The organism is Actinomadura graeca (assembly GCF_019175365.1).
Classification (GTDB): Bacteria; Actinomycetota; Actinomycetes; order Streptosporangiales; family Streptosporangiaceae; genus Spirillospora; species Spirillospora graeca.
Genome location: NZ_CP059572.1, coordinates 5,096,334 through 5,113,327 on the forward strand (window position 1 = coordinate 5,096,334; position 16,994 = coordinate 5,113,327).

Consider the following 16,994-nt stretch of genomic DNA (forward strand, 5'->3'; position numbering starts at 1 on the left):
GACCTCTACTCCTTGACCATCATCTTGCGCAGGCGGGGCCTGCTGGATTCGGTGAGGCCGTCCATTTCGACGGCCAGTGCCGAAACCGTGGGGAATTTGAGGATCGTCCCGACGGGGACGTCGATCCCGAGGTCGGCGCGGATGCGGCCGGACAACCGGGTCGCGAGCAGCGAATGCCCGCCGAGGTCGAAGAAGTCGTCGTCCACTCCGACCCTTTCGAGCCCGAGCACGTCGGCGTACAGCAGGCAGAGTGCCTTCTCCCGCGGCGTCCGCGGGGCCCGGCGGCCGTCCCCTCCGAACTCGGGGGCGGGCAGGGCGGCCCGGTCCAGCTTGCCGCCCGGCGTGAGCGGCAGCCGGCCGAGCGGCACGAACGCCGACGGGACCATGAAGTCCGGGAGCCGCCGCGACAGATGGCCGCGCAGCTCGGCGGGGGACACGCCGTCCGGACCGGCGGGGACGACGTAGCCGACGAGCCGCCTGGCGCCGGAGACGTCGCCGCCGTCCCGGGCGACCACGACCGCCTGCGCCACCGCCGGATGCGACGCCAGCGCCGCCTCGACCTCGCCCGGCTCGATCCGGAACCCGCGGATCTTCACCTGCGCGTCGTCCCGCCCCAGGTACTCCAGATCGCCGGACGTGCTCCGGCGCACCAGGTCGCCGGTGCGGTACATCCGCGACCCGGGCGGGCCGAACGGGCACGCGACGAAACGCCCGGCGGTCAGGCCCGGCCGCCGCAGATAACCTCGCGCGAGCCCGGAGCCCGACAGGTACAGCTCGCCGGGCACTCCGGCGGGCACCGGACGCAGCGCCGCGTCCAGCACGTAGGCGCCGGTGTTGTCCATGGGAAGCCCGATGGGCACGTTCTCGCCGACCGGCTCCCCGGCGGGCAGCGGATGGCTGGTGGCGTACACCGTCGTCTCCGTCGGCCCGTAGACGTGCACGAACGCGGTGTCCGGGCACGCGCCGAGCGCGCGCCGGAACGCGGGCGACGACGAGCGCTCACCGCCGGTCCACACCTCCCGCAGCCCCGCCATGCACGCCGCGTCCTCTTGGGCGAGGAGGTTGAACAGCGCGGTGGTCAGGAACACCGAGGTCAGCCCGTGCGCGGTCACCTGCGCCGCGAGTGCGGCGGGATCGAGGGCGCCGGGCTCCGCCACCACGACCCGCCCGCCGCCCAGCAGCGGCGCCCACACCTCCCAGACGGACGCGTCGAACATGAGCGCCGAATGCAGCAGCACCCGCTCGTGGGCGCCGCCGCGCCACCGCCGGTCCAGGGCCAGGTCGACGACCGCGCGGTGGGTCGCCCCGACCCCCTTCGGCACGCCGGTCGACCCCGAGGTGTAGATCACGTAGGCCAGCCGGTCGGGCAGCCCCCGGGCCGTCCCTCCTTGCGGGTCGTCGTGCGGGCCGCTGCGCAGGTCCAGGTCGTCGGCCACCGCGTCCAGCTCGGCCGGCAGGACCCTCGGGCAGCCGGCGTCCGGCAGCCGCGCACCGGACTCCGCGCCGGTCACGAGAATGGCCGGGCGGACGTCGTCCAGCATGAAGCCGATCCGCTCGGCCGGGTAGCCGGGATCCACGGGCAGGTACGCGCCGCCCGCCTTCAGCACCGCGAGCAGCACCGCGAGCAGCTCCGCCGACGGCGGCAGGGCCACCGCCACCACCGACTCCGGTCCCACGCCGCGCGCCGTGAGCGCCCGTGCGAGACGGTCGGACCGCGCGTCGAGCTCCCGGTACGTCAGCGACCCCTCGTCCGACACCACCGCGACCGCTTCGGGCGTGGCCGCCGCCTGCCGCGCGAACAGCCCTGGGATGGTGAGGTCGGGAGTGGGGGCGGCGGTGTCGTTGAGTTCGCGGAGCAGATGGTCGCGTTCGGCCTCGTCCAGCACGTCGAGGGTCCCTACCGGGCGGGTGGGGTCCGCGGCCATCTGCGCGAGGATCCGGCCGAATCGCGTCGCCATCGTTGACGCGGCGTCCGCGTCGAACGCGTTCCGCTGGTACTGGAGCGTCAGCCGCAGCCGGGAGTCCGCGTCGGCCATCGCCATGACGGTCAGGGGATAGTGGGTCGCGGTGACCAGGCGGATGCCGGTGCAGCCGATCCCGGCGGCCTCACCCGCCTCGGCGAGACCGGTCCGATCCACCGGGAAGGACTCGAACGCCACATAGGTGTCGAACAGGGTCCTGAAGCCGGTCAGCCGCTGGACGTCGGTCAGCCCGGCGTGGTGGTGGTCCAGCAGCGCGGCCTGGCGGCCTTGCAACCCGGTCAGCACGCGGGCGACGGAGTCCTCCGGCGCCCACCGCACCCGCACGGGGACGGCGTTGAGGAACATGCCGACCATCTCGTCCACGCCGGGCACCGCGGGCGGGCGGCCCGACACCGTCGCGCCGAAGACGACGTCCCGGCGGCCGGTCAGCCGCCCGCACAGGAGCGCCCACGCGCCCTGGACGATCGTGTTCGGCGTGACGCCCATCTCCGCCGCGCGGCGCGACAGCTCCGCCGCGTCCCGCGCGGACAGCGGCACGGGCACCTGCCCCGCCCCGTCCTCGTCCACCCCGGGCGGGGCGGACGGACCGGACGGGCCGTCGGGGGCGAGCATCACCGGCTCGTCCAGCCCGTCGAGGTCATCGGCCCATGCCCGCGCCGCCTCGTCCCGGTCCTGCGAGGACAGCCAGGCGAGGAAGCCGCGGTGGCCGGGGACGGGCGGCAGCGCCGACGCGTCGCCGCCCGACCCGTAGAGCCGCAGCAGGTCCTTCGCCAGCAACGGCAGCGACCAGCCGTCGAACACCGCGTGGTGCGCGGTGAGCACCAGCTCCGACCGTTCCCGGCCCATCCCGACCAGGGTGAACCGGAGCAGCGGCGGCGACTCCAGGTCCAGCGGGACGCGGAGGTCGCCGGTGAGGAGCCGGTCGAAGGCCGCCTCGCGCTCGGCTTCGCCGAGGTCGCCGAGGTCGGCCTCCCGCCACGGCAGCGGGGCCTTCGCCAGCACCAGCTGGACGAGTTCCCCGGCGGCGCTCGTCACGAACGCGGTGCGCAGGGCGGCGTGGCGGTCGAGCAGGGCCTGTCCCGCCGCGCGGAGCCGGGCCGCGTCCACCTCCCCGCTCAGATGCAGGACGCATTGCACGCGGTACGGGTCGGACGCCGGCTCGTTCGCCATCGTGTGGAACAGCAGCCCCGACTGGAGCGGCGTCGGCGGCCAGACGTCGGACAGGCCGTGGTAGCGCCGCTCCCACGTCTCGATCTCGTCCTGCCCGACCGTCACCAGCGGCACGTCCGAAGGTGTCAGCCCGCCCACGCCGGGACGGGCGGCATGCGCGGCGAGCGCTTCGAGCGCGGCCAGCCACAGCCCGGCCAGCTCCCGCACCTCGGCGGAGGCGAGCACGCCGGCCGGGGCCGCGAACACGGCCTCCAGGCAGGGCCCGTCGCCTGTCTCCACGATCGCGGCGTTGATGTCCAGCTCGGACGGGACGGGCACGCTCGCCTCCCGCCCGATTCCCGGTCGGAAGTCCGGCTCGGCCGGCCCGGCGAACTCGGCGGCCGGCGTCCAGCCCGCCAACCGGGAAGCCTCGGAGGTCCTGGGAGCTTCCGGGGACCCGCCGGACGGACCCCGTTCCACGTAGGTGAAGCCGATCTGCCCGGCCGGGAGGTCGCGGAGCGCAGGGGCCGTCTCCGGGTTCAGGTACCGGAGCAGGCCGTAGCCGATGCCCTTGTCCGGGACGGCGCGCAGCCGTTCCTTGACCGTCTTGATCACCGCGCTCGCGGCCGGGCCGGCCCGGAACGCCTCCTCCACATCGATCCCGGAGAGGTCCAGGCGGACCGGGTACACGCTGGTGAACCCGCCGACGGTGCGGGTCAGGCCGGCGCCCGGCAGCACGCCCTCCGCCCGGCCGTCGCCCGTCAGCCGCACGAGCGCCGACGGCTCGTCCACCCCCCGGCGGCGGCGCCACTCCGCCACCGCCATCGCCAGACCGGCCAGCAGGCCGTCGCCGGTCTCGCCGTGGAAGACCGCCGGCATCCTGGTCAGCAGCGTCTCCGTCGCCGGGGCCGGCAGCCGGACCGCGACCTTCTCCACGGTGGCGGCGACGTCGGCCTCCGGGTCCAGCCGCCGCGCGCCGAGCAGCGGGTCCGGGCCGTCCAGCGCCGACCGCCAGAACGGCAGCTCCGCGACCCGCCCGGGACGTGACGCCTCGTCCGCCAGCGCGTGCGCCCAGCGCCGCGCCGAGGTGGGCACCGGCGGCGGCGCCGGATCCCGCCCCGCGCGCACCCGCGCCCAGGTCTCCGCGAGGTCGCGGACGAGGATCCGCCACGACACCGCGTCGACCACCAGGCGGTGCAGGACGATCAGCAACCGGCCAGCGGCCGCCACGCCCCCGCCCCCATCCCGGGACGCGGTCCCGTTCCCGTTCCCGTTCGCGGCCACCGGGTCGAACCACACGAACTGCGCCATCACGCCCGCCGCCGGGGCGAGCCGCCGCGCCGCCCCGTCCAGTTCGCGTGCCACGAGCCGCCGCCAGCCCTCCGTGTCCCAGCGGCCGTCGCACCCGACCCGGCGGGTCAGCGCCTTCGCGTCCACCGCGCCGTCCACGCCGCCGTCCGCCGGGGCCGGGGGGTCGACCCGCAGGCCAGGGCCGTCCTCCCGCACCAGGCGGGAACGGAGGACGTCATGGCGGGCCAGCACCGCGCCGAGCGTCGCCGTCAGCGCGGCGCGGTCGACGTCCTCGGGCAGCTCCAGCACCCTGGCCTGGAGGAACTCGCCGAATCCGGGCCCCTGGCCGAGCAGCCGCTGCGCCTCGGGCGGCAGCGGCATCCAGCCGATGCCATCGTCGTCCCGGTCCTGCGGGCGGGTGCCCGCGGCGTCCCGGCGGTTCGCCACCGCGGCCTCGGCCAGCCTCGCCACCGTCCGGTGCTCGAAGATCTGCCGGGCGCTCACGTGCACGTCCCGCGCGCGGGCCCGCGTCACCACCTGGATCGACTGGATGCTGTCGAGGCCGAGCGCGAAGAAGTCGTCGTCGATGCCCATCCGGTCCACGCCGAGCAGCCCGGCGAACGCCTCCGCCAGGACGGCCTCCTCCGGGGTCCGCGGCGCCCGGTGGGCGTCCCGGGTGACCAGCGGGTCGGGCAGGGCCGCCCGGTCCACCTTCCCGCTCGCCGTCAGCGGCAGGCGGTCCAGGGGCATCAGCGCCGACGGCACCATGTGGTCCGGGAGGCGCCGTGCCGCGTGCGCGCGCACGTCCGCGGTCATCACACCGGACGACAGGTCGATCTCACCGTCGTGGACGACCCGGCCCGATCCGTTTCCGCGCGGGACGAAGTACCCCACCAGCCGCGGGCCCGCCGGTGTCTCCCGTGCCAGGACGACCGCCTTCGCCACGCCCGGGTGCGCCTCCAGCACGGCCTCGACCTCGCCCGGCTCGATGCGGAACCCGCGGATCTTGACCTGGTCGTCCGCGCGTCCCCGGAACCGCAGCTCGCCGTCCGGCGCGGCGACCACCACGTCTCCCGTGCGGTACATGCGTTGGCCTGGTGTGCCGTAGGGGCAGGCGATGAAGCGGGTTGCGGTGAGTGCGGGCTGGTGGAGGTATCCGCGGGCGAGTGCGGGTCCGGTGAGGTAGAGCTCGCCGGGTGTTCCGGGGGGTGCGGGCTGGAGGGTGTGGTCCAAGACGTGGATGCCGGTGCCGGTGATGGGGTGGCCGATGGGTGGTGGGGTGCCGTCGCCGGGGAGGGGGTGGCTCATGGTGGCGATGACGGTGGTCTCGGTGGGCCCGTAGGCGTTGATCATGCGGTGGTGGGTGGCCCAGTGGGCGGTCAGGTCGGCGGAGGTGGCGTCGCCGCCGACGACCAAGGCGTGGACGGTGGGCAGTGTGCCGGGTGCCAGGGTCGCCAGGACCGGCGGCGGCAGCAGCACATGCGTGACGCCTGAGGTGGTGATGGTGTCGGTCAGGGGTGTGCCGGGTGCGAGGTCGTCTTTGTCGGCCAGGACGAGGGTGGCGCCGGTGAGCAGTGCGGTGGTCATTTCCCAGACCGAGGCGTCGAAGCTGGGCGAGGCGAACTGCAACACCCGGCTTTCAGGCGTCACCTCCAGCCGCTCCACCTGCGTCGCCAGCAGACCCGCCACCCCCGAGTGGGTGACCGCGACGGCCTTGGGATAGCCGGTCGACCCGGAGGTGTAGATGACGTAGGCCGTGTTCTGCACCGACAACGGGGCGACCCGGTCCGCGTCCATCACCGGCGCGGGATCGGCGGCGGCCACGGCCATCACCACGTCGGGATCGTCGAGCCGCAGTACCGGCACCGCGAGCTCCGGCAGCCGTTCCGCCGTCCCGACGTCGCCGATCACCAGGCGCGCCCGCGAATCCGTCACCATGAAGGCGACGCGGTCCGCCGGGTAGGCGGCGTCCACCGGCAGGTACGCGCCGCCGGCCTTCATGATGGCCAGAACCGCGACCACCGCCTCCGGCGCCCGCGGCAACGCCACCCCCACCACCGACTCCGGCCCCACGCCGCGTGCGGCGAGGACCCGCGCGAGACGGTTGGCCCGGTCGTCGAGCTCCCGGTAGGTCAGCGGCTCCGCGCCGGGCGTCCCGGCGCGGAGCACGGCGATCCCGTCCGGACGCGCGGCGACCCGGCGGCCGAACAGCTCCGCGATCGTCGCCGCGGGCGCCGGCCCGGTGGTGTCCATCTGCCCGCTCGGCATCGGTGCTCCTTCCAGCGGGGCCGGCACGTCCGCCCGCAGCGGGATCGGCGCCGGAGTCGGGTGGGGGCGGTCGGGTCCGCTAGACGACGCGGCGCGGCGGCCGGGAGAACGGCGTGCGCTGCGCGAAGAAGTTCAGCCGCTCCTGCACGTCGCGGAAGTTCTCCTGCGTCGCCCTGCCGGTCAGGTCGAGCAGCAGCGTGTCGGACGAGCCAGGCCCGTCGAGGTACCCGGCCAGCGGGCCGCTGCCGCTCGTCGGGTGGTCGCGCTTGGCGACGCGCGCCAGCGGGTCCGACGTCACCGCGTTGTCCCGCATCTTGCGGACGGTGCGGACCGCGTCCGGGGAGCCGGTGAGCGACTTCGTCTCCTGCCCGCCCAGGTTGTTGCGGGGCAGGTGCAGGTGCATGTCGCGCCACGCGAAGATGAAGACCCGCAGGTCGGACGCGTGCCGGCGCAGCCGCGGCAGCAGCGGGTGCCCGTCGCCGGAGTCCTGGAGCGTCCCGATCGCCTCGGCGAACTGCTCGTACAGGTCGGTGAACAGGTGGAACCGCATGCTGACCGAGTGGCTGCCGCTGGTCAGGCCGAGGTTCTCCCGGATCTGGTGGTAGTCGTGGGTGCTCAGGTTGTCGACGATCGGCGGCAGGCACGCCTCGATCGGCGCGTACAGGTCCGCGACGCCGTCGAGCAGCTCCACCGCGCGGCCGACGTCGCCGTCGCGCGCGGCGCGGGTCGCGGCCTCCAGCCGGTCGTTGATCTCCCGGACGAGGAGTTCGGGGATCTGGTGCAGGCCCCGGAACTGCGTGAAGTAGGTGTCGCCGGTCAGGCGGTGCTCGTGCACCGCGTGCCGGAGGTGGTCGGAGGCGAGGAGCCGGCCGATCTCCACGCCGGGCGCCGGGTGCGCCGCGCGGGCCAGGTTCCCGCTCCATACGCGGGCGTCGTGGTTGGCGATGCGGGCGCAGTGCAGGATGCCGTACTCGACGCTCTCCAGGGACGCCCCGGCGATCGTCGCCTGCACGTCCACGCCGCCCTGCTCGACGAAGTCCGACAGCGCCTTGTCGAAGCCCTGCATCGCCGGGAGGAACTCGGTGAACGCCGGGGTCGAGTCGACGGGCCAGCGCGGCGAGTCGCCGCTCCACCCGTCGCTGACGCGGAGCGCGTCCACGCTCAGGCGGACGAGCACGCGGTGGAAGCTGCGCACCCAGTGGAGCTGCGTCACGCACCGGTCGAGGTCCTGCCTGCCGAGGTGCTCGGCGGCCCGGTCGAGAAGGTCGGTGAGATTGTGCAGCGCGATCTCGGCGGACTGGTAAAGCCCGACGAGCAGCGCCTCCTTTGTGGCCGGCTCCACCGTCATGGCCTCGCGTGCGGCCTCGATGGCACTGAGGCTTTGCAGGGAATGGTAATGCTCGGCGATGACACCGCGCTTGTTGCGCGCCGGCTGCTGCTCGGTCTTCAGCTCAGTTGACAAGAGTTCTCTCCAGCCCTGTCAGGGAATGTACGGAGTACCCGGCTCTTTCCGTTCGTTCAGGCCGTGCCGCCCGCGTCGGCGGCCATGGACTCACGCAGGCTTCTGGGCCGCAGGTCAGTCCAGTTCTCCTCGATGTATCCCAGGCAGTCCTGGCGGTTCTCCGGGCCGAACACGGCCTGCCAGCCGGACGGCACGTCGGCGAAGAACGGCCAGAGCGAATGCTGATCCTCATCGTTCACCAGAACGAGGAAACGCCCCTCTTCATCGTCGAATGGATTGGTGCTCACACCCACACCCCCTTGCCTGTCGGGTAGCTCGATCACAGGCGATCGAAGCGGGGCTCCAGCGATATCCGCCCGCTTTTCCAATTCATTGCCGACGAGCCTAGCCACGACCGATAACTGATCGTTAACGCCGCCGATAACGTCGGCCCCGGGAGCCGGTGCGCGCCGCCGCGGCCCTTCTCCGCCGCTGGTAGGCGAAGGCCGTCAGGCCCAGTAGCGGCCCCCAGGCGAGCATCGGCACGTAGGTGGCGCTCATGACCCACGCCGCCGTCCCCTCGGGGAAGGAGGGGTCGGACCCGTGCCCGCCGAGCACCCGGACGATCTTGATGGCGAAGGCGGCGCCGAAGCCCGTCAGGATCGCGGTGGCGCACCAGGCGGGGATCAGCGCGGCGGGCGGGGGGACCCTCCTCCCCCCGGCGAAGGGGATCCAGGCGGGCACCCGCTCGCCCCACGGCCGCACGAGCCCGAGCGCCAGGAGCGCGCAGCACTCCGTCACCAGGCTCAGCAGGATCGGCCACACCGACCCCCGCCCGGGCATCCGGGCCTCCTGGAGCCATGCCTGGTCGAAGCCGACCGGGACGCCGGCGGCCATGGCGATCCTCCACAGCCCGGAGGGGAGGGGCGCCAGCGCGGAGGCGTGCGCCGTCCAGCGGGCCCACCGGGGGAGGTCCGGGAGGTCCGGGAGGTCCGAGACGGACGGCGCGGGCGATGAGGACGCCGAGTGGCGTGATGTGCTCGTCATGGGTCGAGCGTCGGCGGGCGGGGCGGTGCCCCACCAGATGCCGATCGGCCTGGAGACCGCCGCCGCGGAAGGTGCCTTCCGGCACCGTTGCCGGGGCCCGCGGGCACCTTAGGCTCGGGCCATGCGAGCAGAGCAGGGGTCGTGGCCGTCCGCCGCCGCGGCGGGGGCGGTCCTGGCGGGGCTGGCCGCCTCCCCGGTGTACGACCCGGTCGCGACCGTGCCCGCCGCCGTGGCGGTGGCCGCGGCGGTGCTGAGCGTGCGCCCGGCCGTCCGCCCGTGGCAGGGGTGGAGCGCGGCCGCGGCCGCCGCCGTCTCGATCGCCGCCGACGCGGTGTATCCGAGGGCGGGGTCCGCCGACGTCCCGGAGGCCGCGCAGGTCCTCGGGTACGTGGAGATGGCCGCGCTGATGGTGGCGGCGGGCGGCGTCGCCCGCTGGGCGCCGCCCCGGCGGGCGGTCGTGCTGGCCGCCGCGTGCGGCGCCGCCGTCGTCGCGCTCGTGCTCCGGCTGATCGTGGCGAGCACCGACGTCTCCGCGGCGGCCGCGGCGACGGCCTGCGCGATCTTCTCCGCCGGGACGGCCGCGGCCGTCGCCGCGGGAACGTACCTGCGGCTCCTGGAGGCCCGCCGGGCGCGCGCGGTGGCCGCCGCCCGCAGCGCGCAGCGCCTGGAACTGGCGCAGGACCTGCACGACTTCGTCGCCCACGACGTGAGCGCGATCGTCGCCCAGGCGCAGGCGGGCAGGCTCGTCGCCGTCCGCGACCCCGAGCGCGCCGCCGAGCTGTTCGCCCGCGTCGAGGAGGCCGGGCAGCGCGCCCTGTCCTCGATGGACCAGGCCGTGGACGCCCTGCGCCCGGACCGGGACCGGCCCGCGGGACGGACCCCGCAGCCCGGCCTGGACGAGCTGCCGGAGCTGGCCGAACGCTACTCCGGCGCCGGGCCCGCCACGGTCGCGCTCACCCTCGAACCCGGCCTGGACGCCTCGCGTGAGGAGGCCACCACCGTGTACCGCGTCGTCGTGGAGGCGCTGACCAACGTGCGCCGCCACGCCCCCGGTGCCGGTGCCGTCGATGTCGGCGTCCGGCGCACCTCGTGCGGCGCGCTGGAGGTCGTCGTCACCAACGACTCGGGCGGCCGCCCGTCCCCCGCGTCCCGCGCCCGGCGCCGGGGCGGGACGGGACTGCCGGGGCTCGCCGAGCGCGTGGGCGCCCTCGGCGGCGAGTTCACCGCGGGCCCGCACGGCGGCGGCTGGCGCGTGGCCGCCGTCCTGCCGCCCGCGTCCGGAGGCGCACGGCGATGATCGACATCCTGATCGCCGACGACCAGGAGGAGATCCGCGGCGCGTTCCGCCTCATCCTGGAGTCCCAGCCCGACCTGCGGGTGGTCGCCGAGGCCGGGGACGGCGGCGCCGCCGTCGAGCTGGCGCGGCGGCACCGTCCCGACGTCGTCCTCGCCGACATCCGGATGCCCGTCCTCGACGGGCTGGAGGTGACCCGGGCCCTGGCCGGTCCCGGCGTCGCCGACCCGGTCCGCGTGGTGGTGGTGACGACGTTCGACCTGGACGAGTACGTCGACGCGGCGCTGCGCAACGGCGCCTGCGGCTTCCTGCTCAAGCGCTCCACCCCGGCCCTTCTCGTCGAGGCCGTGCGCGCCGCGGTCGCCGGGGACGCCCTGATCAGCCCGCAGATCACCGTGCGGCTGCTGCGGCACCTCGCGCGCCCGGCGCCGACCCGTCCCGCACCGGCGGCACCGTCCGCCGTGTCCGCGCCGCGGGTTGAACTGACGCCGCGTGAGACCGGCATCGTGGCGCTGATCGCCGCGGGCAGGACGAACGCCGAGATCGCCGGTGAGCTCCACCTCTCCCATGGCACCGTCAAGAACTACATCGCCGCGATCCAGACCAAGCTCGGGACCCGCAACCGGGTGGGCATCGCCGCGTGGGCGTGGGACCACGGCCACGCCACCGGCCAGGCCCCCTGACGACCACCGGCCCGTCGTGCGTGGTGATCATCGTGCGTCCGCCGGTCAGTGGTGGAAGCCGGGCTGCCGCGGTGCCCGCGTGGTGCCGGACGAGAGCCGCCCGAGCGCGTGCTCGATGTCGTCGGCGAGCAGCGCGATCTCGTCACGTCCGACACCGTGCCGGACGAGCACCCGCTGGACGACGGTGTCCTGGCGATCGGCGGGCAGCGGGTACGTCGGAACCTGCCAGCCGCGCATCCGCAGCTGCTCGGACAGGTCGTACAGGGTGAACGGCTGCTCCTGCCTGAGCGTGTAGCAGACGGCGGGAAGCGCGCCGTCGCCGTCGTAGAGCAACGCGAACTGCGGCATGGCCGCGATCCGCTCCGCGAGGTAGCGGGCGGTCTCCGCGCACGCCTGATGGACCCTGCGGTAGCCGTCGCGTCCCAGGCGCAGCAGGTTGTAGTACTGCGCGATGACCTCACCGCCGGGACGGGAGAAGTTCAGCGCGAACGTCGGCATGCTCCCGCCCAGATAGTCCACGTTGAAGACAAGGTCGTCGGGCAGCAGGTCCGCCGCGCGCCAGACCACCCACCCCACCCCCAGCGGGGACAGGCCGTACTTGTGGCCGGACGTATTGATGGAGGACACCCGGTCGATCGCGAAGTCCCAGGTCAGGTCCGGGTGCAGGAAGGGCGCGACGAAACCGCCGCTGGCGGCGTCCACGTGCAGGGGGACGTCGAGCCCGGTGTCGGCCTGGATCGCGTCCAGCTCCTTCGCGATCTCCGCCACGGGCTCGTAGTCGCAGGTGAACGTGACGCCGAGGATGGCCACGACGCCGATGGTGTTCTCGTCGACGTACCGCCGCAGCTGCCCGGGCCGCAGCCCCGTCGCCCCGGCCTCCAGCGGGACCTGCCGCAGCTCCACGTCGAAGTACCGCGCGAACTTCTCCCAGCAGACCTGCACCGGCCCGGCGACGAGGTTCGGCCGGTCCGCCGGCCCGCCCTCGGCCTCCCGCCGCTGCCGCCACCGCCGCTTCAGCGCGAGCCCGCCGAGCATGCACGCCTCGCTGGACCCCGTCGTCGAGCAGCCCACCGTGTCCCGGCGCGCGGGCGAGTGCCACAGGTCGGCGAGGATGTGCACGCAGCGGCTCTCCATCTCGGCGGTCTGCGGGTACTCGTCCTTGTCGATCATGTTCTTGTCGAGGCTCTCCGCCATCAGGCGGCGCACCTCGTCCTCGCTCCACGTCGTGCAGAACGTCGCGAGGTTCTGCGAGGAGTTCCCGTCCAGCAGCAGCTCCGCGCGGATCGCCTGGTACACCGCGCGCGGATCCGACTCCACGTCGGGGATCCGGTGCTTCGCGAGCGTCCGCTCGCTCAGCGGCATGGTGAAGGTGTCCTCGGCGGAAGACGACACGGTGTGCAGGGCCATCGCGTCCTCCGATGGGATCTCGTTGAGCGGCTCTGCTCTGACTTCCCGCGAGAACCCCTGCCTCTCCGGCGCCACCGTATTGATTGGCCCAAGGATCGGCCAGGAAACGCGGAGCGCCCGGCCGGGAAATGCCCCGGCCGGGCGCCGTTCACCGTTTCCGGCGATTCAGAGGTTCGTCGGACGGTACGCCTTGTACTCGCTGCCCGAGGACAGGCCGTAGTCACGCGTCCGGTAGTCGGTGCCGTACCTTCCGCGCTGCTCGTACGCCCAGTAGGCGGTGTGCGCTTTGTTGGCCCACTTCTCGAAGATGACGACGTGCCGGGTGGTGTTGGTTCCGAGCGCGTCCATGACGAGGTCGCCCTTCTTCAGCTCGGACATCGTGATGCGCTCGGTGTACCGCGACGAGGTGAGGCCGACGGTGTTCAGGCCGGGCGCGGACAGTCCCAGCGCCATCGACACGAAACCCGAGCAGTCCGTGCGGTACCCGTCGTGGTACCTGGTCTGGCTGTAGGGGACGCGGTCGCCGCTGTGCGGGTTCCAGGTCTTGGCCCGGGCGATGACCGCGGACCGGGCGTCGGTGTCCGCCGGGGCCGTCTTCCTCTTCCGCCTGGAGTCGTCCGACTTCTTGGCGGCGGCCTTCTTCTTATCGGGGGCGTCCGCCTTCTTGGGGACGGCCTTGTGAGGGACGGCCGTCCTGTGCGGGGAGTCGGCCCTGGTCCGGTCGGAGGTGCGCTTCGGGGGAACGGTTTCGACGGCCGCGACCGACTTACCGGAGTCCGGGTCGGACATCACCGACGCCTGCGCGGTGGCCGCGGCCACGCCGATACCGGCGAGGAGGACGAGAGCGCCGATGGTACGGCGGCCGAGAGGACCGCGCTTGTTGTCGTGGTTGCCTTGCAAGGGAAAACTCCTTGGCTTCCAGGCCGCCTACCGGGTTAGCTGACGGGTTCGGGCGTGGAAGTCGCCCTACGGCCTGCGGGCAGGCCGATTCACCCCAGGTCGTGAAGGGTGGGTCCCCGGCTCCGCGAGCCGCCGTGGTGGCACGGCGACATGGCGCGGACTAGGCGGGCGGACGCCCGGACGGGCGTCCACGAGGGGTATGAACAGGTCTGGCTCCGGGGCATCGTCGCCCGCGGAAGGGGGGGCACCCCAGCGGGGGCGCCGTGCTCTGCGACCTGGTCCTGGCTTCTCTCAGCGCCAGCACGCCATCGCGTGCGCATGGTCGGGCTGACGATCGGGTCTCAGGCAGAGGACCCGCGCGGCAGGACATCGCAGGGCGACGCGTGGATCGCGCCGCCGTCCCCGCCCGACGGCGTCAGGCGGGGCGATCGTGTCCGGGTGGACACGGTGGGGCAAAACGCCTGGCAGGCGCTTTGGTGTGCGACAAGCTACTCCGAACGTCAATGGATGGCAAACTGCCACAAAATCATCAACGTCCCAGGTCAGCGCCTCAGTAGCCCGGAAGCGCCCGCGTACAGGGGTATCCGGGACCTCCGGCGTCGTCCCGGAGCGGGTTCAGGTCACGGCACCGCCGCTCGCGCCACGCGGTCTCCGGGGGAGGCGGGGCGAGCCGCTCAGGGCTTGGGGCAGCGCTTCCAGACCAGCCGGAAGGTGCTGCCGTCGGGCGGCTCCATCAGCATGAGGCTCGTCTCGGACGCGTCGGACGTACCGCGGTCCACCGTGAGCTCCAGGCCGATGTAGGTGTGCCGGCTTTCCCCGCATCGCCTGAAGTCCAGCGACGCGATGTCGATCTTGTCGGTGAATTGCCAGCCGTCCGAATACGGGCCGGACAAGGAGTGGCGCCACGTCGTCCCTGGTGTCCCCGAGCCCTGGAAATGATGGCGCCAGCTGACCTGGCCGGATGCGCCCGGTGCCAGGTGGGCGTGGCCGCCGTGGTCGGCCTCGGCGATCGCGAAGGTGAACTCCTCCGGGGCTGCGACGCCCACCGTGTTCTGGCAGTTGCGCCGGTGGTCCGTCGGCTGGGACGTGCCGCCCGCCTGCGCGCGGAAACCGGCGGGCGTGAGGGTGAAGGTGAAAGAGACCGGGTCGGCGGAGAAGCCCACGGTCCCCTTCGGGCAACCCGAGCCGATGCTGTCCACCAGGGAGATGGTGACGCTTCCGGGGGGTGGGACGGTCGGGTCCGCCGAAGCGGAGGAGGGGGACGAGAATAGGGCGGCAAGGGTGAACGCGGAGCCCAGAGCGGCGGTGACCGTGCGTCCGGCGATCGTCATGGCGGCCTTCCGGGGGAGGCGGAGAGGGCGCGGACGTGCCGGGGGGGACGGCACGTCCGCGGTATTCCTGGCGGGCCCGGAAATCTGCGGTAAGAATAGTTCTGACAACAAAGGGCTGTCAATGTCGAAGCTTTTCTGTTGTCGTTCATATTTAACTTCACCGAGCCGCGGCCTTGATCTGCCGGGACGGCCGATACGGCCGTCGCCCGGCTGTTGCGGACGGGGACGCCGCCGCGCCGGCCCGTGACCCGTGAACCCGTTTCCGAGAACCGGGAGACAACCAGTGCGCATCGACCTCCCGAAGGAGAAGGGACACGTAATGCAACGACGCGGGTTGTCCCCATGACGGCCGCCGTGATCGATCCGGAACGGGCGCAGGAGCTGGACGACGCGGGGCTCATCGGGCTGTCGCTCGACGAGCCCGAGTGGTTCTCCGTGCTGTTCGACCGCCACGGCCACCGGATCCACGAGTACGCGGCGCGGCGCCTCGGCGCCCAGGCGGCCGAGGACATCGTGGCCGAGACGTTCTTCGCGGCCTTCCGGCGCCGCCACTCCTACGACCGGACGCGGCCGCTGGCGCGTCCCTGGCTGTACGGCATCGCCACGAACCTGATCGCGCGCCACCGCCGGACCGAGGAGCGCTACTACCGGGTGCTCCAGCGCACCGGCGAGGACCCCCTGGCCGAGCCGCTGGACGACGCCGTCCTCGAACGCGTCACCGCCCAGCAGAAGGAGAAGCTCCTGGCGGGCGCGCTCGGCCGCCTCTCGCGAGGGGACCGGGACGTCCTGCTGCTGATCGCCTGGGGCGACCTGACCTACGAGGAGGTCGCCGACGCGCTCGGCCTGCGCGTCGGCACGGTGCGCTCGCGCCTGCACCGCGCCCGGCGCAAGGTGCGCACGGCGCTGGCGGAGGCCGACCCGATGACCAGGAAGGACGGGGAGCAAAGGTGAAGGTGATGGACGACATCAACGCGATCAAGGACTTCCGGAGCGGCACGGCGCCGATGTCCGCCGCCTGCGAGGACACGATCCGGGCGCGTCTCGGCGAGCTCGCGGCGGCCGGGGGCGAGGGACCGGACCGGCCGGGAACGCACCGGCCGCGTTCCCGGCGGCTCGTGCTCCGCGTGGGCATCGCGACGGCCCTGACCGCCGCCACCGCGACCGGGATCACCGTCGTCCAGGGACTGGACGGTGACGGCGCGCCCGCCGCCGAGGCCGCGCAGTTCGGGGACAGGGCCGCCAAGGCCGTCGAGGGACGGCCCTACGTCCCGCCCAGGCCCGGCCAGTGGGTCTACACCAAGACCGCCATGGCCGCCGGGTTCGACATGAACACCTGGTGGAAGGGGGTCGACCGCTCGCGCACGGAGACCGGCGAGCACTGGACGCGGGTCGACGGCGAAGCCTACGCCTGGTCGTGGAAGGGCCGCGTCCGCGTCCAGGAGTTCAAGGACAGGCCGGCGACCGCGGACTCCCCCGGCGTCACCTACACCCGGCCCGAACCGGCGTACAGCATGCGCAACTACCACACACTGCCCGCTGATCCCGACGCGCTCCTGCGGAGGCTCTACGCCGCCCACTATCCGGACCAGGTGGGCAGGACGGGGCCCGGTTCGGTGTTCGCGATGCTGAACGAGATGCTCCAGAACCCCATCCCGCCCCGCCTCCAGGCGGCGGTCTACCGGGCGCTGCCCAAGATCCCGGGCGTCCGGCTGCGGCGGGGCGTGCGCGACCAGACCGGCCGCGTCGGCGACGCCTTCGCCTTCGTGGACGGCCGCGGCGAGCGCACCAGCGCCATCATCGACCCGTCCACCTACCGCTACCTCGGCACGGGCGCCGAGGCGGCGCGCGACATCCCCGTGCACGAGGGCCCGGACGGGAAGGCCGTGGCCAGGGCCGGGACGCTGCTCAGCTGGCACGCCTACCTCACCGTCAAGATCGTCGATCGCCCCGGCGAGCGCTAGGAGCGGGGGCCGGGAGCGGCTCCCGCCTCCCGGCCCCGTTTCCGTCCAAACCTCCGCATTCCGGCGAAGTCTCCGGGCGGGATGTTCCCCATGGGCAATAAGTGGAGAACGGCATTGCCGTGGTGCCGGTCGTTCTTCCGGCCTGATGAGAGCGGTATGAATTCCTGCGCGATTCATTCCCCCGTGAGAGAATCATGACCTGCTGGGGCGCCTGGTGCTGTATTGGTGGTGCGTTCTCTGA

At 73.4% G+C, this 16,994-nt stretch carries 11 protein-coding genes and 1 riboswitch; of the genes, 4 read left to right on the top strand and 7 right to left on the bottom strand.

Annotated features, from left to right (window positions below; translation table 11 throughout):
* Positions 1–5 precede the first annotated feature (5 nt).
* The 4 genes from AGRA3207_RS22675 to AGRA3207_RS22690 form a co-directional block, all read right to left on the bottom strand.
* On the bottom strand, positions 6–6,689 hold the full coding sequence (locus tag AGRA3207_RS22675; protein WP_231329051.1) for a non-ribosomal peptide synthetase: 6,684 nt from the start codon (positions 6,687–6,689) through the stop codon (positions 6–8).
* 79 nt (positions 6,690–6,768) lie between these two features.
* Positions 6,769–8,151 (bottom strand): hypothetical protein, encoded by a 1,383-nt coding sequence (locus AGRA3207_RS22680; protein ID WP_231329052.1) that lies wholly within the window; start codon positions 8,149–8,151, stop codon positions 6,769–6,771.
* A gap of 56 nt (positions 8,152–8,207) precedes the next feature.
* Positions 8,208–8,438 carry an MbtH family protein gene (locus AGRA3207_RS22685; protein ID WP_231329053.1) on the bottom strand — a complete coding sequence of 77 codons (231 nt, stop codon included), beginning with the start codon at positions 8,436–8,438 and terminating at the stop codon, positions 8,208–8,210.
* 121 nt (positions 8,439–8,559) lie between these two features.
* The gene (locus AGRA3207_RS22690; protein WP_231329054.1) at positions 8,560–9,177 is read right to left on the bottom strand and encodes a hypothetical protein; all 618 of its coding nucleotides are present in this window, start codon (positions 9,175–9,177) and stop codon (positions 8,560–8,562) included.
* Positions 9,178–9,298: 121 nt separating this feature from the next.
* Between AGRA3207_RS22690 and AGRA3207_RS22695 the strand changes: the two genes are divergently transcribed.
* Positions 9,299–10,474, top strand: a complete 1,176-nt coding sequence (locus AGRA3207_RS22695; protein WP_231329055.1) for a sensor histidine kinase — start codon at positions 9,299–9,301, stop codon at positions 10,472–10,474.
* Positions 10,471–11,154 (top strand): response regulator, encoded by a 684-nt coding sequence (locus tag AGRA3207_RS22700; protein ID WP_231329056.1) that lies wholly within the window; start codon positions 10,471–10,473, stop codon positions 11,152–11,154. The genes AGRA3207_RS22695 and AGRA3207_RS22700 overlap by 4 nt, the downstream gene beginning before the upstream one ends.
* A gap of 45 nt (positions 11,155–11,199) precedes the next feature.
* Here the strand turns inward: AGRA3207_RS22700 and gad are convergent, their stop codons facing one another.
* The 3 genes from gad to AGRA3207_RS22715 all read right to left on the bottom strand — a co-directional run bounded on the left by gad (position 11,200) and on the right by AGRA3207_RS22715 (position 14,660).
* Positions 11,200–12,561 (bottom strand): glutamate decarboxylase, encoded by a 1,362-nt coding sequence (gene gad, locus AGRA3207_RS22705; RefSeq protein WP_231329057.1) that lies wholly within the window; start codon positions 12,559–12,561, stop codon positions 11,200–11,202.
* A gap of 165 nt (positions 12,562–12,726) precedes the next feature.
* Entirely contained in the window at positions 12,727–13,461 is a 735-nt protein-coding gene (locus tag AGRA3207_RS22710) for an NlpC/P60 family protein (protein WP_231329058.1), read from the bottom strand.
* An 8-nt stretch (positions 13,462–13,469) separates the two neighbouring features.
* Positions 13,470–13,619, bottom strand: a riboswitch (cyclic di-AMP (ydaO/yuaA leader).
* A gap of 516 nt (positions 13,620–14,135) precedes the next feature.
* A complete protein-coding gene (locus AGRA3207_RS22715; protein ID WP_231329059.1) occupies positions 14,136–14,660 on the bottom strand; it encodes a DUF4360 domain-containing protein in 525 nt (174 codons plus the stop codon).
* Between the two features lie 474 nt (positions 14,661–15,134).
* Between AGRA3207_RS22715 and AGRA3207_RS22720 the strand changes: the two genes are divergently transcribed.
* Both AGRA3207_RS22720 and AGRA3207_RS22725 read left to right on the top strand, forming a co-directional pair.
* A complete protein-coding gene (locus AGRA3207_RS22720) occupies positions 15,135–15,743 on the top strand; it encodes an RNA polymerase sigma factor (protein WP_231329060.1) in 609 nt (202 codons plus the stop codon).
* 5 nt (positions 15,744–15,748) lie between these two features.
* On the top strand, positions 15,749–16,753 hold the full coding sequence (locus tag AGRA3207_RS22725; protein ID WP_231329061.1) for a CU044_5270 family protein: 1,005 nt from the start codon (positions 15,749–15,751) through the stop codon (positions 16,751–16,753).
* Positions 16,754–16,994 lie beyond the last annotated feature (241 nt).